The sequence below is a fragment of the Streptomyces sp. NPDC054813 genome, from assembly GCF_053611365.1.
The window spans coordinates 93,060-115,258 of the sequence record NZ_JBSHAF010000024.1 but is presented as its reverse complement, the minus strand read 5'-3'; the positions used below and the strand labels follow the sequence as shown (position 1 = coordinate 115,258).

The 22,199-nt window shown below is 71.1% G+C and carries 17 protein-coding genes; 10 read left to right on the top strand and 7 right to left on the bottom strand.

What is annotated here, in order from left to right:
* Positions 1–55: 55 nt before the first annotated feature.
* Together ACWGJB_RS37415 and ACWGJB_RS37410 are read left to right on the top strand one after the other, a co-directional pair.
* Complete coding sequence (locus ACWGJB_RS37415) at positions 56–2,932, top strand: glycosyl hydrolase family 95 catalytic domain-containing protein (RefSeq protein ID WP_453384503.1); 2,877 nt, start codon at positions 56–58, stop codon at positions 2,930–2,932.
* A 495-nt stretch (positions 2,933–3,427) separates the two neighbouring features.
* The gene (locus ACWGJB_RS37410) at positions 3,428–4,912 is read left to right on the top strand and encodes a discoidin domain-containing protein (protein WP_453384502.1); all 1,485 of its coding nucleotides are present in this window, start codon (positions 3,428–3,430) and stop codon (positions 4,910–4,912) included.
* Positions 4,913–4,991: 79 nt separating this feature from the next.
* Here the strand turns inward: ACWGJB_RS37410 and ACWGJB_RS37405 are convergent, their stop codons facing one another.
* The gene (locus ACWGJB_RS37405; RefSeq protein ID WP_453384501.1) at positions 4,992–5,630 is read right to left on the bottom strand and encodes a TetR/AcrR family transcriptional regulator; all 639 of its coding nucleotides are present in this window, start codon (positions 5,628–5,630) and stop codon (positions 4,992–4,994) included.
* A 275-nt stretch (positions 5,631–5,905) separates the two neighbouring features.
* Between ACWGJB_RS37405 and ACWGJB_RS37400 the strand changes: the two genes are divergently transcribed.
* The 3 genes from ACWGJB_RS37400 (at position 5,906) to ACWGJB_RS37390 (ending at position 8,208) form a co-directional block, all read left to right on the top strand.
* The gene (locus tag ACWGJB_RS37400; RefSeq protein ID WP_453384500.1) at positions 5,906–6,556 is read left to right on the top strand and encodes a nuclear transport factor 2 family protein; all 651 of its coding nucleotides are present in this window, start codon (positions 5,906–5,908) and stop codon (positions 6,554–6,556) included.
* A 10-nt stretch (positions 6,557–6,566) separates the two neighbouring features.
* Entirely contained in the window at positions 6,567–7,178 is a 612-nt protein-coding gene (locus tag ACWGJB_RS37395; RefSeq protein ID WP_453384558.1) for an SDR family oxidoreductase, read from the top strand.
* Between the two features lie 97 nt (positions 7,179–7,275).
* Complete coding sequence (locus tag ACWGJB_RS37390) at positions 7,276–8,208, top strand: LLM class F420-dependent oxidoreductase (protein WP_453384499.1); 933 nt, start codon at positions 7,276–7,278, stop codon at positions 8,206–8,208.
* A gap of 124 nt (positions 8,209–8,332) precedes the next feature.
* Here the strand turns inward: ACWGJB_RS37390 and ACWGJB_RS37385 are convergent, their stop codons facing one another.
* From ACWGJB_RS37385 to ACWGJB_RS37370, 4 genes are read right to left on the bottom strand one after another with little or no spacing between them, the layout of a single operon-like run.
* Positions 8,333–9,643 (bottom strand): MFS transporter, encoded by a 1,311-nt coding sequence (locus tag ACWGJB_RS37385; protein WP_453384498.1) that lies wholly within the window; start codon positions 9,641–9,643, stop codon positions 8,333–8,335.
* The gene (locus ACWGJB_RS37380) at positions 9,640–10,851 is read right to left on the bottom strand and encodes a type III PLP-dependent enzyme (RefSeq protein ID WP_453384497.1); all 1,212 of its coding nucleotides are present in this window, start codon (positions 10,849–10,851) and stop codon (positions 9,640–9,642) included. The genes ACWGJB_RS37385 and ACWGJB_RS37380 overlap by 4 nt, the downstream gene beginning before the upstream one ends.
* Positions 10,848–12,554 carry an IucA/IucC family protein gene (locus tag ACWGJB_RS37375; protein ID WP_453384496.1) on the bottom strand — a complete coding sequence of 569 codons (1,707 nt, stop codon included), beginning with the start codon at positions 12,552–12,554 and terminating at the stop codon, positions 10,848–10,850. Before ACWGJB_RS37375 ends, ACWGJB_RS37380 begins: the two co-directional genes overlap by 4 nt.
* 37 nt (positions 12,555–12,591) lie before the next feature.
* Positions 12,592–14,166, bottom strand: a complete 1,575-nt coding sequence (locus ACWGJB_RS37370) for an IucA/IucC family protein (RefSeq protein ID WP_453384495.1) — start codon at positions 14,164–14,166, stop codon at positions 12,592–12,594.
* 501 nt (positions 14,167–14,667) lie between these two features.
* Between ACWGJB_RS37370 and ACWGJB_RS37365 the strand changes: the two genes are divergently transcribed.
* From ACWGJB_RS37365 to ACWGJB_RS37345, 5 genes are all read left to right on the top strand, one after another.
* On the top strand, positions 14,668–15,447 hold the full coding sequence (locus ACWGJB_RS37365; RefSeq protein ID WP_453384494.1) for a response regulator transcription factor: 780 nt from the start codon (positions 14,668–14,670) through the stop codon (positions 15,445–15,447).
* Positions 15,444–17,018: a sensor histidine kinase gene (locus ACWGJB_RS37360; protein WP_453384493.1), complete on the top strand. Its 1,575-nt coding sequence runs from the start codon at positions 15,444–15,446 to the stop codon at positions 17,016–17,018. The genes ACWGJB_RS37365 and ACWGJB_RS37360 overlap by 4 nt, the downstream gene beginning before the upstream one ends.
* A 232-nt stretch (positions 17,019–17,250) precedes the next feature.
* The gene (locus ACWGJB_RS37355; protein ID WP_453384492.1) at positions 17,251–17,919 is read left to right on the top strand and encodes a DedA family protein; all 669 of its coding nucleotides are present in this window, start codon (positions 17,251–17,253) and stop codon (positions 17,917–17,919) included.
* Positions 17,920–18,052: 133 nt separating this feature from the next.
* Positions 18,053–18,715, top strand: coding sequence for a response regulator transcription factor (locus ACWGJB_RS37350; RefSeq protein WP_453384491.1), 663 nt, complete (start codon positions 18,053–18,055; stop codon positions 18,713–18,715).
* A complete protein-coding gene (locus ACWGJB_RS37345; protein WP_453384490.1) occupies positions 18,712–20,094 on the top strand; it encodes a sensor histidine kinase in 1,383 nt (460 codons plus the stop codon). The genes ACWGJB_RS37350 and ACWGJB_RS37345 overlap by 4 nt, the downstream gene beginning before the upstream one ends.
* 128 nt (positions 20,095–20,222) lie before the next feature.
* On the opposite strand, the gene ACWGJB_RS37340 is transcribed toward ACWGJB_RS37345, so the two are convergent.
* Positions 20,223–20,891, bottom strand: coding sequence for a response regulator (locus ACWGJB_RS37340; protein WP_453384489.1), 669 nt, complete (start codon positions 20,889–20,891; stop codon positions 20,223–20,225).
* The gene (locus ACWGJB_RS37335; protein WP_453384557.1) at positions 20,888–22,144 is read right to left on the bottom strand and encodes a sensor histidine kinase; all 1,257 of its coding nucleotides are present in this window, start codon (positions 22,142–22,144) and stop codon (positions 20,888–20,890) included. Before ACWGJB_RS37335 ends, ACWGJB_RS37340 begins: the two co-directional genes overlap by 4 nt.
* Between the last annotated feature and the right edge of the window lie 55 nt (positions 22,145–22,199).

Genomic DNA, 22,199 nt, shown 5'->3' with positions numbered 1-22,199 from the left:
CCGCTCAGGACGAGCGGGATCCCGGATCAAAGATGAGCAGAAAGGTCACACCGCAGTGGCATCCTCACTTCGTCACCGGCGACGCATCAGCACCCTGCTGGCCGCGGCCCTGGTGGCCGTCAGCCTGACAACCGTCCAAGGCGGCACGTCCGCCGCAGCCACCGTACGGACCATCGGCGATCCCACCGCGGCCCAGGCGCTGCGCACTGTGGCGCGGTTCCAGGGCGAGTGGGACTCCCCACCCACCACCCTGACGAACGGCGAGACCGTCGACGCCCCGCTGATGGGCAACGGCGACGTCGGCGTCGCGGTCGGCGGCTCCATCGACGACCAGACCTTCTACCTCGGCAAGAACGACTTCTTCTCCACCGCGACCAACGGCAGCGAGCCGCTGGGCCGGATCGTGCTCGCCGTCCCGGGGCTGGCCGGCGCCGACCACCACGTCGTACAGAACATCGCCCAGGCCCAGGTCGAGGGCACCTACACGCTCGGCGACCAGACACTCTCGTCCAGGAGCTGGGTCGCGGCCACCCAGAACCTCTTCGTCACCACGCTGCGGCTGTCCGGCTCGCGCGCGCAGGACGCGACCGTCACCGTGCAGGACGGCCTCGGAAGGACTCCGGCGACTTCCGGCAACGACGGTGTACTTGACGCCGATGTGCAGGCCGGCACCACCGACGCGCCGGGCAACCCCCACGCTCGTATCGCGACGAGCGTGCGCGGCACGGCCGTGAGACCGTCGGGCGACCGGATCAGCCTCACCCTCAGGCCCGGCGTGACCTACACCCTCGCGGCGGCGATACAGAGCAGCCACGACACGCCTCGCTACCGGTCCGTCGCCCACTCGGCGGCCGCCACGCTGACCGACGGCTCGCTGGCGAAGCTGTACGCGGCCCACGAGTCCTGGTGGCGTGCGTACTGGTCCCGGTCGTTCGTGCAGATCCCCGACCAGGCCGTGGAGAAGAGCTGGTACGGCTCGCTCTACCTGCTCGGCTCGGTCTCACGCGCCGGGAAGTACGCCCCGGGCCTGTGGGGCAACTGGACCACCGGGGCCATGAACTGGTACGGCGACTATCACGCCAACTACAACTACGAAGCGGCGTTCTACCCGACCCTGTCCACCAACCACGTGGCCCAGATGGGCAATTACGACGACCCGATCCTGGACTGGATACCGAGAGGCAAGGCGAAGGCGGCGGCGGCCGGTTACCAGGGCTTGCTCTACCCCGTCGGCATCTCACCCAACGGCACCAGCGCCGCCGACGACCTGTACAACCAGAAGTCCGACGCCGTGAACTTCGCCAGCGACATGGTCATGAAGTACGAGTACACCCGCAGCGCCGCCTACGCGCGCAAGGTCCTCCCCTACCTCCGGCAGGTCGGGCTGTTCTGGCAGGACTACCTGACCTGGGACGCGGCCACGGGCACATACGTCATCGAGAACGACGCTCCGCAGGAGGGCGGCGTCTACCCGCAGACCAACAGCATCCTCTCCCTCGGACTGGTGCACCTGCTGTTCCAGGGGCTGATCGACATGAGCAAGGACCTGCACACCAACGACTCGCTCGTCCGCACCTGGCGGCAGATCGACAGCCACCTCGCGCCGCTGCCCACGATGGAGCGCAACGGCCAGACCGTCTTCCGGCAGACCTCCGAAGGGTCCGGCTGGGTCAGCGACGGCAACGACGTGGCCGTGCAGGCCGTCTACCCCGGCCTGCAAGTGGGCTTGAACAGCTCCGCCGACCTGCTGCGGACCGCGCGCGACACCGTCACGCAGCTGAACAACTGGCACAGCGACAACTCCCCGGCCACCCTGTACGCGGCCGCGGCGATGGTCGGCTACAACCCCAGCACGCTGATGGAGGAGTTGCACGCCGAGGCCACCGCCTACTCGTACCCGAACATGGCCGTGCACCACTACGGCGGCGGCGTCGAGAACCTCAACGTCACCACCTCGGGGCTCGACGAGATGCTGCTGCAGTCCTTCCAGCACGACATCAAGGTCTTCCCGAACTGGCCCGCCGACTCGAACGCCAAGTTCGGCGGCCTGCTCGCCTATGGCAACGTCCTGGTCTCCAGCAGCATCCGCGACAACGCCGTCGAATACCTCCGGATGACCAGCCGGTCGGGCGGCAGTCTCACCTTCACCAACCCCTGGCCCGGCAAGGCCATGGAGTACTACGCGGACGGTGTCCACAAGGGAACTCTCTCGGGCACCACGATCAAGCTGCACACCGGCGTCGGCGAGACCATCGACCTGGCCCCGGCCGGAACCAGCCGGGCCACCATCCGGCACGAGCTGTCCCAGCCGGCCAAGGCCGCGACGACCGGTTCGCTCACCACGGGCTTCGAGACCGGACAGACCCGGCCGACCTGGACCGACACCGTCGACAACGTCGACACCAAGGGCGACGGCAACTACGGCATCACCGGCCTGTGCTGCGGTCTCACGGGGCCCCAGGCAGCGATACGCACCGGCGAACAGGCCCACACCGGCGACTCCTCACTGATGTACTCGGGCTACGCCAACGGCGGTTCCTACGACCACGCCTACATGCAGGTCTACGGCTTCAACGGCGCGCCGCTCACCGTCCGCGGCGACACGACCCTCAGTTACTGGATCTTCCCGCAGTCCGGCGCCACCGCCCCGTGGGTGTCCGCCGGATCCGACGACAGCACCTGCGTCGCCGTCGACCTGGTCTTCACCGACGGCAGTGATCTGCGGGACTCGGGCGCCACCGACCAGTCCGGCAACGGCGTCCATCCGGGCGACCAGTGCGGGCACCTCGCGCTCGACCGGTGGAACCACGTCACCGTGAACCTCGGCGCGGTCAGGGCGGGTCAGGCAATCAGCAAGATCCTCGTCGGTTACGACCGCCCGGGCGCGACGGGGGGCTATCGCGGATACATCGACGACCTGAGCATCGGCTGACACGGGAATCCGGCCGGTCAGCGGCCTCGGGGAAGGCGACGAGACAGTGGAGTGGGGCGCCCGGGCCGGCGGAACGGGCGTCCGGCTCGCGCGCCCGTTCGGTCTCGGCGCGCCCTATGTAACTAACTGGATGGGAACCCTCGTGCAGTTAATTGACATGCGTATATTATCGCGCCGCGAACGGACAGGCCGAAGGCTCTGCACCCTGCCGAGCCCGTTGCCCGCCGTCCGTGACGCGCCGACCGCTCCTGGGGCACCACCGCGCACCGGCCGCCGCCGACGGCACCAGATGAGGAGGCACGCGGGGTGTCCGAACCCAGTGACCCGGGCCGGTTCGGCATCAGCCGACGCCCCTAAGAGGTAGCGCCCGACGCCGAACTCGTCGACCTCATCCGGGGTCGGGCCGCAGGCGCGGCGCCGGCGGCGGAGGTCTTCGGCCGCCGCCACTTCCCCGCTCTCCTCGCCTACGCCCGGCTGTGCGGCCGGCAGCCGGCCGTGGCATCCGATTTGGCCGGCCACGCCCTGACGCTCGCGCTCTCGGAGATACGCCGCGGCGTCCAGCCCCCGGGACCCTGGCGTCACCGGTTGCTGATGCTGGTTCAGCAGTTGGCCGTGACCTGGGCCTCGGACAGCAGACGTGACCGGCTCGCCCCCGGATTCCTCGCCTGCCTCGCCGCCATGGGTGCGCCGGACTCCCGGCGGCGACTGCCCGTCGGCGCACGGCCCCAGGACGGCACCATGCTCGACGCCTTCCACAGCCTGCCGGAACGAACCCAGATCCTGCTGTGGCACGCCGTACTGGAGGCAGAACCCGATGCCGCGGCCGCCTCCCTGCTGAGCACCGAGACGGACGCGATCGGCGTCCTGAAGCTGTCGGCCCAACAGGCCATGCACGGGACGTACTTGCGCACGCACCTGCGACGCAACGGCGACCAGACCTGCGCTCGCTTCCAGCGCCTGATCGAGGCAACCGCCAATCCGGGCGGCCTTCGGCGCAGCCTCGATCTCGAACAGCACATGGACACCTGCGCCTGCTGCACCGTGGCCGTCTCCCAGCTCTTCCACCTCATACAGGATCCCCGGGGCGCGCTGGCGGAGGGTCTGCTGGGATGGGGCAGTTCCGGTTACCTCGCCGACGCGCCGCACACGGAGCGCATCCAGGTGCCGGTGCTGCGGTCCAGGCCCACCGACCGCGCCGACCACCTGTTCCCCGCACCCTCCGGACCCCGTGCCGGGCAGACCCCGACGCCCGGACGGCACCGCGGCCGGCACCCGCGTCGCACCACCGCCGTTGCCGCGATGACGGTCGTCGCCGTCGCCGTCGTGGCCGCCGTCACCGCCGCGGCACTGATGTCGGACGGCCGGGTAGCACACCATCCGGCTTCCCCGACCACACGGCCACCCCTCACCTTGCCCGCCAGTCCGTTCTCCCCTCCCGCGGCCACCCGTACATCCCCGCCCGCGCACGCCGGGGCGGCCGGCGACTCCTCCAGCACCAAGTCCGCAAGGCCGCGCCCGTCCTCCCCCTCACCGACGCCCGCCGCCCACGCGGACGACGACGTGAATCTCGCACTGCACCGCTCGGCGACAGCAGGCAGCTTCACCCAGACGTACGCCCCGTCCAACGCGGTCGACGCAGACACCACGAGCTACTGGGAGAGTGCCGACAACGCCCTCCCGCAGTGGTTCGAAGTGGATCTCGGCCACCCCGCCGACGTCCGCAGGCTCGTCATGCATCTCCCGCCGCTCGCCGACTGGAACACTCGCCGCCAGACGATCGCCGTCGAAGCCGGCACGGACGGCCACCACTGGTACACGGTGGTGTCGCCTGCCTCCTACACCTTCGCCGCCCCGACGGGGAACTCGGTGACGGCAGTACTGCCCGCACACACCCGAGCCCGATACCTGAAGCTGACCTTCACGAGCAACACCGGCTGGCCGGCGGCGCAGTTGTCCGAACTGGAGGTCTTCCGCTCCTGAGTACACCGGCGGCGGGGCCTCCGATCGAGGCTCCGTCCGTCTCCCTGGCAGGCCGTCGTTCGAGTTGTCCGGGGCCCGGTCAGCCGCCGGCGGGGGCGTCCCCGCGGAACGCTCCGGCCACTACGGGGACCAGCTGCCGTTCGATCTGTTCGGCGGGCATGGCGGCCAGTTCGGCACCGATGGGTGCCAGGGCGAGCCAGTTCAGCAGGCCGGCCGCGCAGCGCGTACGGAAGATCAGCTCCTCCTCGCCGACTCCGGGAAGGTTCGCCGTCAGCACCCGGAGGGCCTCCCGGCGGCTCTGGTCGAACTTGCCGTTCAGCCGCTCCCAGGCCTGGGGCGGATCGATGCCGACGCGCGCCACGGTCCGCATCACGGCCAGGTCCTGTCCACCGGCCGCCAGCGCACGCATCATCGGCCGGGCGAACGCTGTCGCCACCTCCTGGAGCGTGGCAGTGGAGGCGAGCGCACCGAGTTCCCGGAGCTGCGCGTCGAGATACTGCTCCAGCGCGTGCTCTATCGCCGATTCGCACAGTGCCTTCAGCGACCCGAAGTGATAACTCACCGCGGCGACGTTGGCTCCGGCTCGATCGGTGATCTCGCGGAGGGTCACGCCCTCCTGGCCTCGTTGCGAGAGCAACTCCAGGGCGGCCGTCTGCAGGCCGTCCCGCGTGCGCTGACCCGCCTCTCGGCGCAGATCCGCCTTTTCCGCCCTTGTCATGCCATGCATTCAAGCAGACGCTTGACTACATCGTCAACAGTTCCAGCTGACGCCCGGCTCGCCACACCGGACCACTGCCGCGGACCCTGCCCGACCGGCCACAACACGACAGCACGCACGTCCCCCTCGGCCGCGCGACCGGAGAATTCAAACAGTGGCTTGACAGCCTGCTTCCTCCAACCATAAAGTCAAGCGAGCGTTTGAATTACTAAAAGCGCGAGAGACCCCGTGGTGACGAAGCCCGGATCCTGAGAACTGGCCTGGAGGAACACGACATGAAGTTGCTCAGCCGCACATCGATCACCGCCGCGACCGCGGTAGCCGTCCTGGGTGGCCTTTCCATCGCCGCCGCGCCGACACAGGCCGCAAGCCCCGTCCACGGCAGTGCGGCCGTCCACAGCAGCGCGGCGGTGCCGGACCTGACACCTCGCCGGCTGGCGAAGCTGCCGCTCACGAACCGCCACCTGACCAAGCACGAGAGGCACAATCTCGCGGTCGTCCTGCGCGACTACCACGTGGCGGAGGGCAGCAGCATGGACGTCAAGACGTTCGTCGACAGCTTCGCCGAGGACGGCGTCTTCAACGACATGGTTCCCGGCGTGGCCTACCGGGGCCAGGCACTCGGCAACGTCCTGCCCTACATGGCCAACCTCTTCCCCGACGTTCACCGTGACCTCAAGCGCATCACCGTGAACGGAGACGTGATCAGCATCGAACTGTCCATCCAGGGCACGTTCGAGGGACCGCTGCAGTCACCGGCGGGCACCGTCAAGCCGAACGGCGCGAAGATCGACGCGCCGACCGCCGACTTCTGGTACCTGCACAACGGCAAGGTCGAGAAGTTCGACTGCTTCGTCGGGTACTCGACCATGTACCAGCAGATGGGCGTGAACTTCGACTGGGCCTCGGCGGTCAACAACCACTGAGCAGTCACAGATCGTCTCGGAGAACCCCGGCATCGCGTCCGTCGTGCTCGACGTCACCGACCCGGTCTCCGTCCACGACGCCACCGCGCAGCTGCTGCACCGCTTCCCCGACCTCAACGTCTTGGTGACGATGGCCGGCATCATGCTGCCGGAGGATCTTCACGGCGGTGACTTCCTCGACACGGCGGAGGCGACAGTGGCGACCAACCTCCTCGGCCCCATCCGTCTCGTGGCCGCTCTGACCGAACACCTCGCCACCCGGCCGCAGGCAACGATCATGAAAGTCTCCTCCGGGCTGGCGTTCGTCCCCCTGCCGATCACCCCGACCTACAACGCCACCAAGGCCGCCCTCCACTCCTTCACCGAGAGCCTGCGCGTCCAGCTGGCGGACACGCGCATCGACGTCCTGGAACTGGTGCCCCCGGCGGTGCGCACCGCCTTGATGGGACAGGAGGACTCGGAGACCGCCATGCCCCTCGACGCCTATCTCGATGAGGTCATGAGCGTCCTCGGCTCCAGCGGGCAACCGGACGAGATCCTCGTCAAGGCGGTAGAACCGGTGCGATTCGCCGAGGCCCGCGGTGAGTACACCGACATGCTGCGCATGCTGTCCGCCCGCTGAGGGATCCGCTCGGGCGAACCTCGGCCGGGTCTCGCCCCGACCTGGCCGAGACGACGTTAACTTGATTGCGCAACCAACCACAGAGGAGTACACCGGCATGACGACCCGGCTCGGAATCGGTCTCCCGCAGAATCGGCAGTACGACCTCGGCAAGGACGTGCCCGACGTGGCACGCGCCGCCGAGGACATCGGATACGACAGCCTCTGGGTGTACGAACGGGCCCTGTTCCCGGAACCCCAGACCCAGCCCCTGTACGGCGTTCCGGGCCTGCCCTGGCCCGACGCCTACCGGGGCGTGGCCGAACCGCTGGTCACCCTGACGCTCGCGGCGGCGGCCACCGAGCGGGTCGAGCTGGGCACCGCCGTGCTGGTGGCGCCGCTGCACATCCCCTTCCAGCTGGCCAAGTCCCTGGCGACGCTGGACGCGGCGAGCGGTGGCCGGGTGGTCGCGGGCCTCGGCAGTGGCTGGTCCCTCGACGAGTACGCGGCCGCCGGAGTGCGCCCGTTCGAGGAGCGCGGCAAGGTCATGGACGAGGTGTTCGAGGTGTGCCGGGCGGTGTGGGGCCCGGACCCGGTGGTCTACGAGGACGGCCGGATCACGAGGATCGCTTCGGCCGTGGTCGGGCCGAAGCCGGCCCGGCCGATCCCGATCCTGGTGCCGGCCAACACCCCGCGGGCGATGCGCCGGCTCGTCGACCACGCCGACGGCTGGCTGCCGTACGCCGACGGTCCCGAGCAGGTGGCCGCCCAGTGGCGCCAGTTGCAGGATCTCGCCGCCGAGCGGGGCCGCACCCGGCCGCTGCGGACGGTGGTGCGCGTGAACCCGGACTACACCGCCAAACGCCACGAGGGGCCGGACCGCCGGCCCTTCCAGGGTGACGTCGAGCAGATCGTCACCGATCTGATGGCGTACGCCGAGATCGGTCTCGACGAGTTCCTGGTCGACGTCTCGTGGGCCGCACGGGACGCGCAGGAACTCAAGGACGTGGCCGCCGAGGTGTACTCGACGGCGCGTGCGGCAGGTTTCTGACCGGCTCGCCGGGCCAGCGCGCGGGCGACGGCGTGGCGCAGGGGGCCGAGGCCGCTGGTGCTGATGACGAACTCCTCGGCGGGACAGCGCAGGCCGCAGGGTTCCGTCGGCCTTGGCGGATGGGTCATCGGTCGGGTCTCAGGTTGGTTGCCGGTCGGCCCGGCACCGCGGCTCCGGGAGCGTCGGTTCGGGGTGAACCGGGTGTCGACGCCGGTGTCGTGACCGGGGTGCGCCGTCGGGTTCGCGCTGAGACCAGGGCGGACAGGGCGAGCGCGGAGGACGCCGACACGACGCCGGCGAGGACGAGGCTGGATCGGGCACCGAGGGCGTCCGACACCAGGCCGACCAGCGGGGCGCCGACGGGAGTGCCGCCGAGGAGGACGACGTAGTAGACGGCAAGGACACGGCCCCGCAGGCGTGGGTCGGCATGAAGCTGGGTCAGCGTGTTGGCCGTGGTGGTCACGGTCACCGCGGCGAAACCGGTGGGGACCAGCAGGGCCATGAACGTGCCGTAGCCCGGCATCAGGCCCAGTCCGGCTTCCAGCGCACCGAAGACGACCGTGGTGGTGATCAGTCGTCGCAGGGTGGGCGGCTTGCCGCGGCTCGCCCCGTGGATCCCGCCGATGAGGCTGCCCAGGGCGTAGGCGGCGGAGAGACAGCCGAAGGCGGCGGCACCGGAGTGGAAGACCGTGACGGCCACGAGCGAGATGGTGACCTGGAAGTTCAGGCCGAAGGTGCCGACGAAGGCGATGACGCACATCGGCAGCAGCAGCTCCGGGGTGGCGGCGATGTCCCGGAAGGCGTCGGCCAGCTGAGTACGGGCAGGTGGGGACGGGCTGTTGCCGCCCGGGCCGTCCGTACGGATGGTGATCAGGCCGTAGAGGACGGCCAGGTAGGAGACGGCGTTCACGAGGAAGACGAGGCCCGTGCCGAAAGCGGCGACGGTCAGGCCCGCGAGGGCGGGGCCGAGGATGCGGGCGGCGTTGAACTGGGCGGAGTTCAGGCTGACCGCGGTGGCCACGCGCGCGCGGTCGACGAGTTCGCAGATGTACGCGTTGCGGGCGGGGCTGTCCAAGGCGGTGGCGGTACCGAGGGCGAAGGCCAGCGCGTACACGGACAGCAGGTTGACCGCTCCGGTGACCGTCAGCAGCCCGAGCAGGAGCGACTGCGCTCCCATGGCGGCCTGCGTCAGGAGCAGGAGCCGCCGCTTGGGGAACCGGTCGGCGAGGACGCCTCCGGTCAGTCCGAACAGGGTCTGGGGCAGGAACTGCAGTGCGGTGACGATGCCCACCGCGCTGCCGCTGTTGCCGGAGAGGTGGAGGACGAGCAGGTCCTGGGCGGCGCGCTGCATCCAGGTGCCGATGTTGGAGGTCAGCTGCCCGAGCAGGAAGCGGCGGAAGTTCCGGACGGCGAGTGGGGCGAGCACCGCGCTCATGGCATCTGACGGGCAGGGCCGGCCGGGGCGGGTGCCCCCACATCGTCGATGTGATGGAAGGTCGGGTGGGGGTGCATCAGGAAGGCGTGGTGGGAGATGTTCCAGGCGTAGGCGCCGGCCATGGCGAAGGCGACTCGGTCGCCGACCCGCAGTCGGTCCACCATGACTCCGCGTGCCAGGACGTCCTTGGGCGTGCACAGCTGTCCGACCAGTGTCACCGGCTCGTCGTGGGCTTCCGGGCGGTTCCAGGACGGGAGCCACTCGTCCTCAGGGATCACCTCGAAGGGCTGGTCGTGCTGTTTCGCGGCCGGGGTGCGCAGATGGTGGGTGCCCCCGCGCAGCACGGCGAACGCCTGCCCACGGCTGAACTTGATGTCCAGGACCCGGGTGACGTACCAGCCGCAGTACGCGGTGATCGAGCGGCCGGGCTCGATGCGCAGTGTGAGGTGAGGGTGGCGGGCCAGCAGGGGGCGTAGGCCCGCACCGAACGCGGGCCAGTCGAACACCTGGTGCGGAGCCGCGTAGTCGACGCCCATTCCCCCGCCGACGTTGACCTCGGCCAGGTCGACTCCGCGTTCGCGCGACCACCCTTCGGCCCAGTTCAGGACCTGGCCGACAAGAGCCAGTTGGGCCCGGGCCCGGAGTCCGCTGGCGAGGTGGAAGTGGAGGCCGTGCAGCCGGACGCGCGGGTCGGACGCGATCACCTCCAGACAGCGGTCCAGCTGCGCGGGGTCCATGCCGAAGGGGCCGGGGAGCCCGCCCATGGCGAGGGCGACCCGGCCGACGCCGACGGGCAGGTTGACGCGGAGCAGGACCTCGGCGAGTCCGTCGCCCAGCACGGTGGTGACCAGCCGAAGTTCGTGTTCGCTCTCGATGTGCAGGCGCTCCACTCCGGAGTTCAGCGCACAGGTCAGCTCCGTCTCCGTTTTGCCGGGGCCTCCGAAGGCGATCGGCGCGTCGGGGACGAGTGAGCGGACGTGGCTCAGCTCACCGCCGGAGGCCACCTCGAACCCGTCGACGTTTCCGGCCAGCGTCCGCAGGATCCGGGGGTCGGAGTTGGCCTTGGCCGCGTACAGCAGCTCTACGCGTTCCGGAAGGGCGGCCCGGATGGCCTGTACGTGCTCGCGCAGGCCCGGCAGGTCGTAGACGTAGGCGGGCAGGTCGTCGTCGGTCATGGTGCCGACGAGGTCGAGGAGGGCGGGCCTCACCGGATCGCCTCGCGGGGGAAGTCCGCGCCGAGCGGGCTGGGCAGCGGGACGTAGGTGGCGTGCCGGTCGGCCTTGCGGGCCCAGCGCAGGAGGAGGTTGGCCTTCGCGGGCAGCGGCACGCCGGACAGCAGGGCACGCAGGCGTGGCGGTTCGCCGGCGGTGCGGGCGTAGGCGCCGAGGTGGTCGCGGACCAGGCCCCAGAGGGCGGGTTCCAGCGTCGGATCGAGGTCGGCCAGGGCTCCCAGTACTTCGGCGGTGTGGTTGACCAGGAGGCAGTAGGCGACCCGGTTCCAGCCGCGTTCGGCATCGTAGGCGAGGGGTTCCCGGACCTCGTCCGGCAGTTCGGCGAGGGCGTGCCGGTGGTGCCCGGGCAGAAGCTTGGTGCCCTCCAGGTCACGGAAGAACATCTGCGCCGGTGTGCCGTCCGCACGCACACCGACGACGACGTTCTGCAGGTGGGGTTCCAGTACGACGCCGTGCTCGAAGTAGGCGGCCAGCACCGGTGGCAGCAGGAGCCGTAGATACGTGTCCCACCAGGCGAGGATGGATCCGTCGCCGCGTGCGAGCAGGTGGGAGACGTGGGCCGGACCGGTGGGGTACTCGTCCGCCACGGCGGCGGCGAGCAGGGGTGTCACCCCGGGGAGAAGGTGCTGGCGCAGGCCGGAGCGGACGATGACGCCGAGACCTTCGAGGAGGTCGAGATCGCCGTCGAGGGTGCGGTAGCCGGGCTCGGCCAGGAGCGCGCAGCCCGGGTGGCGCTCGGACAGGTCGGCGAAGACGGGCTGGAGCAGCCGGTTGAGGGCGACAGCGCCGGCCAGTTCGTACCGTGCGTGCCTGCGGACGCAGTTGGTGAGGCGGACGTTCAGACTGAACTTCAGAAAGACGTCGCCGTCCGGGTGGTAGAGGGTACGCACCGATGCGGTCGGCACCAACTCCGGCCCGCTCACGCCGGTGTCGACGACATCGCCGGCGGCCACTGCCGCGCGCAGTCGGGCGTTGCCCTGGAGCAGCCGGTACTGCCAGGGGTGCACCGGCAGGGTCGCGAACTCCGGGTCGGTCGTCGGGTGCAGCGCGTCCATCTCACCCAACTCGCCCTCCTCACAGATGCGATGGCGGCGCACCGCCAGGTAGCGCAGGCAAAAACGCGCACCGGTCTCCGGGCCGTACGCCAGCCAGTCCGCCGGGTCGCCGGTGCGGGCCTTCGGAGTGGGGTGGAAGCGATGGCCGAACACCAGGGACTGCTCCGACGCCACGTACGGGTCGGCCTGCGGCGCGCCGGCGGCCCGCCGCTCCAGCGCGGTCCGGATCGTCTCCCGGCTGTCCGCCACCTGGCTCAGGAACTCCTCGTTGGCGACCCCTGTGCGCAGTTCCAGTTCTTCCTCGATGAAGCCGGCCAGCTCCCTCCAGTCCACCGTCACCCAGGTGCCGTCGGCGAGCCGCTGCACCGGACCCTGGAAGCGGTGGGCTCCGATCAGAGAGGTCCGTCGTAGTCGGGCACGCAACAGGAGGTTCCGGCGTGGCAGACGGAGCAGCAGGTGGCCGTCGGCGACGGTCACCTGGTGTTCGGGGGCGGAGACCTCGCGCATCAGGCAGTTGAGCAGTGTGTGGGCGGTGGCTGCGTCGGCCGTCCGGATCGGTTCGCCGGCCGAGGCGGTGACGGTCGGGGTGGCGAACCTGGTGTGGGGGGCAGTACCGGTGGTCATGGGGTCGCTCCAGGGGACAACGGTCGGTGGGGAGAAATCAGCGGCACAGGGCCAGCGGGTTGGGCAGGTAGGTCCACTGCGCCCTGCCCGGGTTGCCGGAGAGGCGCATGGCGACGGTCGCCTTCAGCGGCATCGTGTCGCCGAAGAAGGCCGCGGCGTCCTCGTGGTCCGGCAGGTCGGCGTACACCCGGCGGCCCGCCTCGGCCACCGCACCCCACAACGCCCGGGGATCGGCCCCCCGCGTCCGGGTGAGGACGTCGACGAGCTCGCTGAAGACACCGCTGACCAGGCCGCCGAACAGTTTGGTGTGCAGCGCGTCCGTGTCGTCGCCCGCGCGGGTGCCGAGCAGTGGTGGCAGCGTGAAGCCGCACCGGGCCAGGCGCCGGGGGCTCACACGTACGCCGTCGAGATCCCGGTAGAGCACCCGTACCGGCCGCCCGTTCCGGAGCACGACCAGGGTGTTCTGGCCGTGGGCTTCCAACGCCACGCCCAGGGACAGCAGGGTCAGCGCGGGCGGCAGGACGAGTCCGGCGAGGTCCGCGAGCCAGCGCACCGGATCTCCCGAGATCAGCGTGGCTCCTGTCGCGTGGACGGCGGTGAGCGGCACCGCGATCTCGCCGGGGTCCAGGCAGCACTCGGTGGACTCCCGGATCATCGCCGACAGGCTCGCCGAGGGCTGCCCGTCCACCCGTACCGCGCCGCCGCCCAGCTCATGCAGGATGCGCAGGCTGCCGCCGTACCCGGACTTGTCCAGGAGGGCGGAGACCAGATCGGACAGCGCCGGTCCGTCGGCGACCTCGGCCGGGGAAATGGTGCGCCGGTAGTTGGTGACCTGCACGTCGAGAGCGGTCTTGATGTGGCAACCCGGCAGGACGTCCAGCGGTGCCAGCGTGCGCAGCGACAGCAACGGCCGGGCCGGGATCGTCTCCTCGGCGACGGCCAGGCCGGGATGGCGGGTGAGCACGTGGTCGCGCTGCCAGGGATGCAGCGGGAGCAGGATCGTGTCGCCGTCCCGCAGCTGCCGTGGCCAGATGCCGGCCCCCTGCCAGTGCTCGGCCGGGACCCGGAGCAGCGCCAGTCGGACGACCGGGTGGTGCTCGGGAGCGTAGGCGAGCACGTCGGCGATGGACATGCCGGTCCGTGTCCGGCAGCAGGGATGCTGTGGGTGTCCCTCGACAACCGCCTGCTCGGCGTCCGCCGAGTCGTTCGGTGGGGCGGTCGGGTATGCGTTCGCGGCCCTGGCCAGGGCCAGGTTGACCACACTGTTGTCGAGTTCGGTCGCCAGTCGTTCCGCCGCGCGGGTACGCAGGCCGAGCTGTGCCAGGAGTTTCGCCGGCTCGCTGATCGTCCCCTCGGGTCCGGACACGGTGAAGTCCGCGGGTACCTCGGCGAACGGCCGCGCACAGGACCGGGCCGCCGCCAGTGAGCCGCCCCGCCGCAGATCGAGCACGAGACTGTCGGACTTCCGGCGATGCCCGGTCAGACCGGGCACGGGTTCTCGTGAGAGCGCGCCCCACAGGCGGCCGAGCACGGTGGCCCGGGCTCCCGGGAGCGCGGCCGTGAACGAGTCCACCAGGTCCGGCCGGATACGGCGCAGTTCATCAAGGGGCATGAGGTGTCCCGGGTGCTCAAGGGGGGGGTGCTGGTCACGCGGTGCTCGAGTGGCACCCGACGTGCAACCGACGCTACGGGACGACGATCAAGCACATTGCCAGAGCAAATACAGCGGTGATCCCGGAATCGTTCGAGGAGCCGCTGTGATGTGCTCTGCTCCGGCCGACGACGTGACGGACCGGCCGACCGGCGCGGACTGACGCTGGATCAGTTTTCGACTGCGGTCCGCTCGGCCGCGTCCGGCCATGGCCGTCAACTCGGCTGCCTCGGGGAAGGCTTGCCCGCCGCGGGACCTGAGCCGAAATCTGGCGGTGTTCGAAGGTCCTGGGTCTTTGCTTGATCGGGCTGTCCACGTCCTGGCTGTCGCCTGCGCGACGTCCTTCGGCGGCTGCGCCGTCCGTGGTGGACCCGGTCGCCCGCGAAGAGAGGGATCACCGGCTCGGGGGAGGTTCCGGCGTTTGCGCCACGTGCTGCGGCGGAAGTCTGTGAGCCTTCCGGCATGCGTGTATTGCTGATCGAGGACGACGACCGGGTGGCCGGACCACTGATGGAGGGGCTGCACCGCTTCGGGTTCACGGTGGAACACGCCGGAAACGGCACCGACGGCCTCGCCGCACCCGAGGCCGCGATGGTGCTGCTGGACCTGGGGCTGCCCGACATGGACGGCCTCGACGTCTGCCGTGCGCTCCGGGCCCGCTCGGCGGTGCCGATCATCATGATCACTGCCAGGGACGACGAAGTGGACCGGGTACTCGGCCTGGAGCTGGGCGCGGACGACTACGTCTCGAAACCGTTCGGCGTACGGGAACTCGTCGCCCGGATCCGTGCCGTCACCCGCCGGACCGGACTCGCGGGGCTGGAGAGGGGCCACGACGAACGGAGGCCGTCGGCGGATCCGGCCCGGCCCGGGGTGCCCCACGTCCAGCGGATCGGCCCGCTGACCATCGACCGCCGCACCCGGCAGGTGCATCTGAACGGGTCGCCGGTCGCCCTGGCCCCCAAGGAGTTCGACCTGCTCACCTGCCTCGCGGAAGACCCCGGGGCCGTCTGCTCCCGCCGGCAGATCCTCGACACGGCGTGGGAGCCGAACTACTTCGGCCCCACCAAGACCCTGGACGTCCATATCGCCGCGCTGCGCCGCAAACTCGCTGACTCCGGCTGGATCGAGAACATCCGCGGAATCGGATTCCGTCTGGTGCCGCCGTCTGCGGCCGACGCCGCGTCCGCCGCGTCCGCCGCGTCCGCAACAGCGGCGGTGCGTGGTGGAGGGCCCCGGTGACGCGTCGTATCCTGCTCAGCCATCTGAGCCTCATACTGCTCGTCCTGCTCGCGCTCGAAGTGCCGTTCGGTGTCTTCTACGCCCGCAGCGAGCTGTCCCGCTTCTCCCGTACGGCGCAGCAGGGGGCGATGACGCTGGCCGCGGTCTGTGAAGAGCGGATGGAGCACGGCCTGGCGGCCGATCTCCCCGGCCTGGCCCGCGCCTACGGGCGGCGAACCGGCAGCCGCGTCCTCGTCGCCGACCGGAAGGGGGTCGTCCTCACCGACACCGCCGAGGCCCTGGTCGGCAGCGACCTGTCCGCGGAGCCGGACATCTCCGGCGCACTGCGCGACAGCCCCGTCGTCGGTACCCGGGACGACCCGTCCGCACAGGGCGACGTCCTCTTCGTCACCGTGCCGGGCGGCTCCGGCGCCGCCGTCCCCTGCGTGGTGCGGACCGAGTACCGGCTGGGCCCGCTCCAGGCGAAGGTCCATGCCACCTGGCTGGCGCTGGCCGTCGTCGGGCTGGGCGTGCTGGCCGCCGTCACCCTGATCGGCTTCGTCCTCGCCCGCTCGATCACGCGCCCGGTCAGGGCCCTGGAACACGCCACCGCTCAACTCGCCGAGGGCCGGCTCACCGATCCACCCGCCACCGACCACGGTCCGCCGGAGCTACGACGGCTGGCCGCGTCGTTCACGACGACCGCGACCCGGCTGCAGCACGTGCTCCGGGCTCAGCAGGCGTTCGCCTCCGAGGTGTCCCACCAACTGCGTACCCCTCTCACCGCACTGCGGCTGCGCCTGGAGAACTTCGAGCCGCACCTCGCCCCCTGCGCCCAGGACAGCCTGGACACGGCGCTGGCGGAGATGGAGCGGCTCAGCCGTATGGTGCAGGGGCTGCTGGCCCTCGCCAGGCTGGAGAACTCCGCGACCCGGCCGGAGGCGGTCGTTCTCGACGCCGTGGTCGCCGAGCGCGCGGCGGTCTGGACGGCCTTCGCCGACGAACAGCACGTCGGCATCGTCGTCTCCGGAGCCACGGCCGTCCGGGTGTGGGCGGTGCCGGGAGCCCTGGAGCAGATCATCGACAACCTGCTGTCCAACGCGCTGCGCGCGTCCCCACCGGGAACCGCGATCACGCTGGACGTCGTCACCGCCCCCGGGGAAGGCGGCCGTACCTCGCCCATCGCCGAGCTGCATGTGATCGACGAAGGGCCCGGTATGACCGAGACCGAACGGCACAGAGCCTTCGACCGGTTCTGGAGAGCCCCCGATGCCGACCACGACGGCACCGGTCTCGGTCTGCCGATGGTGCGCCAGCTCACCCGCGCCGGCGGTGGTGAAGTCACCCTGGAGCCGGCCGGCGGCGGTGGGCTCGACGCCGTGGTCCGTCTCCGGCTCGCCGAGCAGCCCACGCACCAGGACCGCCTGGGCACCCACGCGGACGTCGACTCCGCGGGGGGACGCCCGCGGCACCACGGCACCCACGGCGTGGTGTCAGCGGCCTTGGCCGGCCGGGCCCGACCGGTGGACCCGGCTGGGCATCGCACGTTCCCCGATGCCGGCGGGAGGCGGGAAAGCGGCCGGAGTGAGTGAATACCTCCTACTAGTCGTAGGAGGTATGCTCCGGGCTTGCAACCGCGAACTCCTACAACTTGCAGTTTCGCCTCCCCTCCCATCCGCGGGAAGAAGATTCACCCTGTCGAGGGCAATGCGCCCGGTGGCCTGACGGCCGTCAGGCCATCGGGAACGTTCCGGGACCCTCCATCGTCTAGAGTTCAAAAATCGTCTACATGCCTGTAGTCACCTCCAGGAAGGCCCAGGCCCCATGACCACATCGCTGCACCTCGCCTCGCAGCTGGCCGTCAATGTGCTGGACGCCCGATCGCTGCTGGCCGCCTTCGGCGTGCTGGGCGTGGGCGTGGTGATGTTCGCCGAGACGGGGCTGCTGGTCGGCTTCTTCCTCCCCGGGGACTCGCTGCTGTTCACGGCGGGGTTGCTGTGCACGGGCACGGCCGACCAGGGCATCCACCTCTCGCTGGGGCCCTTGCTGATCGCGGCGGCCCTCGGAGCGCTGGCCGGAGCCCAGTGCGGGTATCTGCTCGGCAGGCGGGCGGGCGGGGCACTGCTCGCGCGCAGCCGCTCGAAGCGCCTGCACGAGGGAGCGCAGCGGGCCGAGGAGCTGCTGGAGCGGTACGGACACGCGAAGGCGGTCGTACTGGCCCGCTTCGTGCCGGTGGTACGGACGGTCCTCAATCCGATGGCGGGCGCGCTGGGTGTGCCGGTCCGGACGTTCACGGTGTGGCAGGTGATCGGCGGCCTGGTGTGGAGCCTCGGCCTCACGCTCGCCGGCTACGCACTGGGGTCCTCGATCCCGAACGTCGACCGCTACCTGCTGCCGTTGGTCGCGCTGATCGTGGTCTTGTCCCTGCTGCCCCTGCTGGCCGAGGTCCTCCGCTCCCGCCGGACCGCCAGGGCACGCGAGGAGCGCGGATGAGCCAGGCCTGCGAGGGGTCCGCGGCATAGCCGCCGGCGCGCTCAGGGGGCTGGGTCCACCGCTCGTCGCGCCGTGAACCAATCGCCCGTCACCGGCAGGAACCGCCGTGTGGCCGAGGAACCGCTGGAAGATCATGCACCACAAGATTCTGATCATCGAGGACGATCACGCTCTGCGCGATGTGCTGCGGCGTGGCCTGTCCGAGGAGGGCTACGACCCCGTCCTCGCCGTCGACGGCTCGACCGCTCTGCGGCTGGCCACCGACGATGTCGCGGCGGCCGTCCTGGACATCGGACTCCCCGACGCGGACGGCCGGGACGTGTGCCAGGCGATGCGCGCCAACGGCTTCCTCGCTCCCGTGATCTTCCTGACCGCCCGGCACCAGCTCGCCGACCGGCTGTCCGGGTTCTCCGCCGGCGGAGACGACTACCTCCCCAAGCCCTTTCACCTCGCCGAGCTCACCGCACGGCTCGGAGCCGCCCTCAGGCGAGCCGCGCCGACCTCGACGGCCACGGCAGGGGACCTCGTCCTGGACGCGGTGGGGCACAGCGTCACCGTGCACGGCGTCCGCGTCGCCCTCACCCCGACGGAGTTCCGGCTGCTCGCCGGGCTCGTCGCTGCGGCCGGCGCCACCGTGTCCCGTCGGGAGCTGACCAGAGCGGCCTGGCCCCAGGGCGCGCACGTGAGCGACAACACCCTGGACCAGTACCTGACCCGGCTGCGGCGCAAGCTCCGCGAGGCCGGCAGCACGCTGACGATCGGCACGGCACGCGGGATCGGACACCACCTGTCATGAGACCCTGCCGCGTCCTGCGCCGACTCGCGCCAAGCACTCTGCGCGGACGCCTGTCCCTTGTCGCACTGACCACCGCCGCCCTTTTGATGACCGTCCTGACCGTGGCGTTCAACGTCGTGATGAGCCGACATCTCCAGCATCAGGCGGACGACGAACTGCGCAACCGGGCCGCCGCCGTGGCCACGACCGTCGACACCAGCGGCCACCGGGTACGCGTCCTGGAGACCGTGAACGACGGTCTCCTCGACGCCAACGTGTGGATCTACACCGGCACGCGACTGCTCGAAAAGCCCCCGTCGACGCCGGCCGGCAGCCCGCTGGCCCGGACCGCCGGCCGGTTGGCCGCACGGCGCGGGCCGGCGTGTACGACCGCGCACCCCTACGACGACCAGCCCGTCCGCCTGTGCTCCCGGCCGCTGGCCGGCCGCCACGTCAGCGCCACGGTCGTCACCGCCCTGGGCCTCGGCCCCTATCGCAGTTCGGCCGACACCCTGTTGCTGGCGTCACTGGTCCTGGACGCCGTGATGCTCGCGTGCACCTACCTGCTCACGCGGCTGGCCGTCGGCCGGGCACTGCGCCCGGTGCGGACGATGACCGACCAGGCCACCCAGTGGAGCGCCGTGGCCTCCGACGACCGCTTCGGCGCCGACGCGCACCCGGCGGAACTGGCCCGCCTGGGTACGTCGCTGGACGCGCTCCTGGACCGCATCCGCACCGTGCTGCGCCACGAACGGCAGCTCACCGGTGAGTTGTCCCACGAACTGCGCACGCCGCTCACCCGGATCGTCGTCGAACTCGACTGGTGGCGGGCCCGTCCGCGCTCGGAGGCCGAGACTCGTGCCACCCACGAGGTGATCGCCGAGGCCGCCCAGTCCATGCGCGCCATCTGCGACACGCTCCTGACCGAAGCCCGCGAGAACGCGCTGAACCCGTCCGCGGCCCCCGAAACGACCGACGTCCTCGCCGTCCTGGACCGCGTGGTCCAGCTCCTCGACACACCGGACGCCGTCACGGCCACCGTCGCGCCCGGGGGTCCGGATCTGGCGGCCGGGGTTGCCCCCGCCCTCCTCGAACGCATCGTCAGCCCCCTGCTCGCCAACGCCGCCCGCTACGCGCACTCCGATGTGACCGTCGCCGCACGGCGCGTGCCCGGCGCCGTCCGGATCGACGTGGTCGACGACGGCCCCGGCGTACCGGACGCGTTCGTGGGCGACCTGTTCCAGCCCGGCCGGCGCGCCGACCACGGCGACGGCCACGACGGCGCGGGCCTCGGCCTGCCGCTGGCGCGACGCCTGGCCCGCACCATCGGCGGCGACGTGTCCTACGACCCCGCCCACACCTCCGGCGCCAGGTTCACGGTCAGCCTGCCGACCGCCTGACCGGTTCCTCGGCCACGCCGCCGCGGGTCAGGCCGCCCGTTCCTCCGGCCGCCCGGCGATGGCCAACGCGAACAGGACCGCCAGGCACTCATCAGCACCGAACGCGTCCTGACCGCCCCGGCGCCCGCTCAGCCGGCGCCGGGGCGGGCCAGTCCGAGGTCATAGGCGAAGATCACGGCCTGGATGCGGTCGCGGGCACCTATCTTGGCCAGGACACGGCCTACATGGGTCTTCACGGTCGACTCGGACACGACGAAGCGGGCGGCGATCTCGCCGTTGGTCCAGCCCTTGCCGATGGCGACGAGGATCTCCCGCTCGCGCTCGGTGAGGGCACTCAGTCGCGCGTCCGCACCGGCGTCGGCGTGGCGGGCGGGCACGTGCTCGGCGTACTCGTCCAGGAGGCGACGGGTGAGCGCGGGTGCGATGACGGCGTCGCCGACGGCGACGGCGCGGATGCCGGCGAGGAGTTCCTCGGGGCGTGCGTCCTTGAGGAGAAAGCCGCTGGCACCGGCCCTCAGCGCGGCATGAACGTATTCGTCGAGGCCGAACGTGGTCAGCACGAGGACGCGCGAGCGGCCACCGGCGGCGGTGATCCGGCGGGTCGCCTCGATGCCGTCCATTCCGGGCATCCGTACGTCCATCAGAACGACGTCGGGGCTCAGTTCGGCGGTCTTGCGGACGGCCTCGGCACCATGCGCGGCCTCGCCGACCACGTCCGTCTCGGGGATGGAGTCGAGCAGGACCCGGAAGCCGTAGCGCTGCAGCGGCTGGTCGTCCACGATCAGGACCGTGGTCATCGGCCGCCTGCCCGGGGTGCCAGGTCGAGGGTGGCCTCCACCGTCCATCCGCCGCCGCTCGCGGGTCCGGCGCTGACGGTCCCTCCGTAGAGCGCCGCTCTCTCTCGCATGCCCACCAGGCCGTGTCCTTCCTCGTTCCGGGGCCGGGAGTCTACGGCCGGGCCGTCGTCCCGGACGCGGACCACCAGCCGGGTGTCCTCGGCCACGACCGACAGTTTCACCCGGGTGCCGGCTCCGGCGTGCTTCAGGGTGTTCGTGAGGGCTTCCTGGACTATGCGGTACACGGTCAGCTGCATCCCGCCGTCCAGGGCGTCCATGTCACCGACGGTCCGGTAGACGACGTCCAGGCCGGCGCCGCGCACACCGTCGCACAGCGCCTCGATGTCCGTGAGGCCGGGCTGCGGGCTGAGTTCGGGCGCCTCGGCGGGGCCGTCCGGTGCCTCCCGCAGCACGCCGAGCACGCGTCTCAGCTCGCCGAGGGCGGTCCGGCCGGTTTCGCCGATGAGGTGCAGGGCCTCCTTGCCGCGTTCGGGAGCCGTGTCCGTGGCGTACGCCCCGGCATCGGCGAGGGTGATGATGACGGCCAGGTTGTGGCCGACGATGTCGTGCATCTCGCGGGCCACCCGGGCGCGCTCGGTGGCGGCCGCGAGTCTGCTGCGCTGGTCGCGTTCCCGCTCCAGACGCGCCGCGCGCTCCCGCAGTCCCGCGAGCTGGGCCCGGCGCATCCTGATCATCAGGCCGAGCGCGAGGGCCCCGGTCGCCGTGCTGAGCAGGAAGAACAGCGCGTCCCACACCGACACCGCCGCCGACACGCGCACCGCGACCAGCACCATCCCCGCCACCATGATCGCGCAGGCCCACGGCAGCTGCCGTAGCCGCCCGTGCAGGGCCAGGCTGTACAGGGCGACGAACAGGGCGACGTCCGCGCGCAGGGCGGCACCCAGCGACCACTGGAGGACGAACACGGCGGCCACGGCGGCGAAGGCCGTCATGGGCCGGCGCCGCCGCCACAGGAGCGGCAGGACCAGGCCCGCCTGCACCAGCAGCATGGCCGCCGGCGGCAGCCGGGTGAACGCGACACGGAACCGGTGGGGACCGTCGCCGTCCCCGGCACCCCCGTGCAGCAGGTCCGGCAGGCAGAACATGAGGAAGACCAGGACCACCACCGTGGTGTCCAGCACCCAGGGATGGTCGCGGTCGGCGTGGCGCAGCCGCTGGCCGGCCCGGGCAAGCCGGGCGGCCAGCGGTCCCATACCGCCGATGTCGCCGGCGGACGTGGCTGTCGTCAACGTGGTCACCTGCCCATGG

What these genes read in the sequence shown, in the direction of transcription:
- ACWGJB_RS37405 (WP_453384501.1), bottom strand. Translation starts at nt 5,630, where the DNA reads ATGACAAGGGCGGAAAAGGCGGATCTGCGCCGAGAGGCGGGTCAGCGC.
- ACWGJB_RS37400 (WP_453384500.1), top strand. Translation starts at nt 5,906, where the DNA reads ATGAAGTTGCTCAGCCGCACATCGATCACCGCCGCGACCGCGGTAGCC.
- ACWGJB_RS37390 (WP_453384499.1), top strand. Translation starts at nt 7,276, where the DNA reads ATGACGACCCGGCTCGGAATCGGTCTCCCGCAGAATCGGCAGTACGAC.
- ACWGJB_RS37385 (WP_453384498.1), bottom strand. Translation starts at nt 9,643, where the DNA reads ATGAGCGCGGTGCTCGCCCCACTCGCCGTCCGGAACTTCCGCCGCTTC.
- ACWGJB_RS37375 (WP_453384496.1), bottom strand. Translation starts at nt 12,554, where the DNA reads ATGACCACCGGTACTGCCCCCCACACCAGGTTCGCCACCCCGACCGTC.
- ACWGJB_RS37370 (WP_453384495.1), bottom strand. Translation starts at nt 14,166, where the DNA reads ATGCCCCTTGATGAACTGCGCCGTATCCGGCCGGACCTGGTGGACTCG.
- ACWGJB_RS37365 (WP_453384494.1), top strand. Translation starts at nt 14,668, where the DNA reads ATGCGTGTATTGCTGATCGAGGACGACGACCGGGTGGCCGGACCACTG.
- ACWGJB_RS37355 (WP_453384492.1), top strand. Translation starts at nt 17,251, where the DNA reads ATGACCACATCGCTGCACCTCGCCTCGCAGCTGGCCGTCAATGTGCTG.
- ACWGJB_RS37350 (WP_453384491.1), top strand. Translation starts at nt 18,053, where the DNA reads ATGCACCACAAGATTCTGATCATCGAGGACGATCACGCTCTGCGCGAT.
- ACWGJB_RS37345 (WP_453384490.1), top strand. Translation starts at nt 18,712, where the DNA reads ATGAGACCCTGCCGCGTCCTGCGCCGACTCGCGCCAAGCACTCTGCGC.
- ACWGJB_RS37340 (WP_453384489.1), bottom strand. Translation starts at nt 20,891, where the DNA reads ATGACCACGGTCCTGATCGTGGACGACCAGCCGCTGCAGCGCTACGGC.
- ACWGJB_RS37335 (WP_453384557.1), bottom strand. Translation starts at nt 22,144, where the DNA reads ATGGGACCGCTGGCCGCCCGGCTTGCCCGGGCCGGCCAGCGGCTGCGC.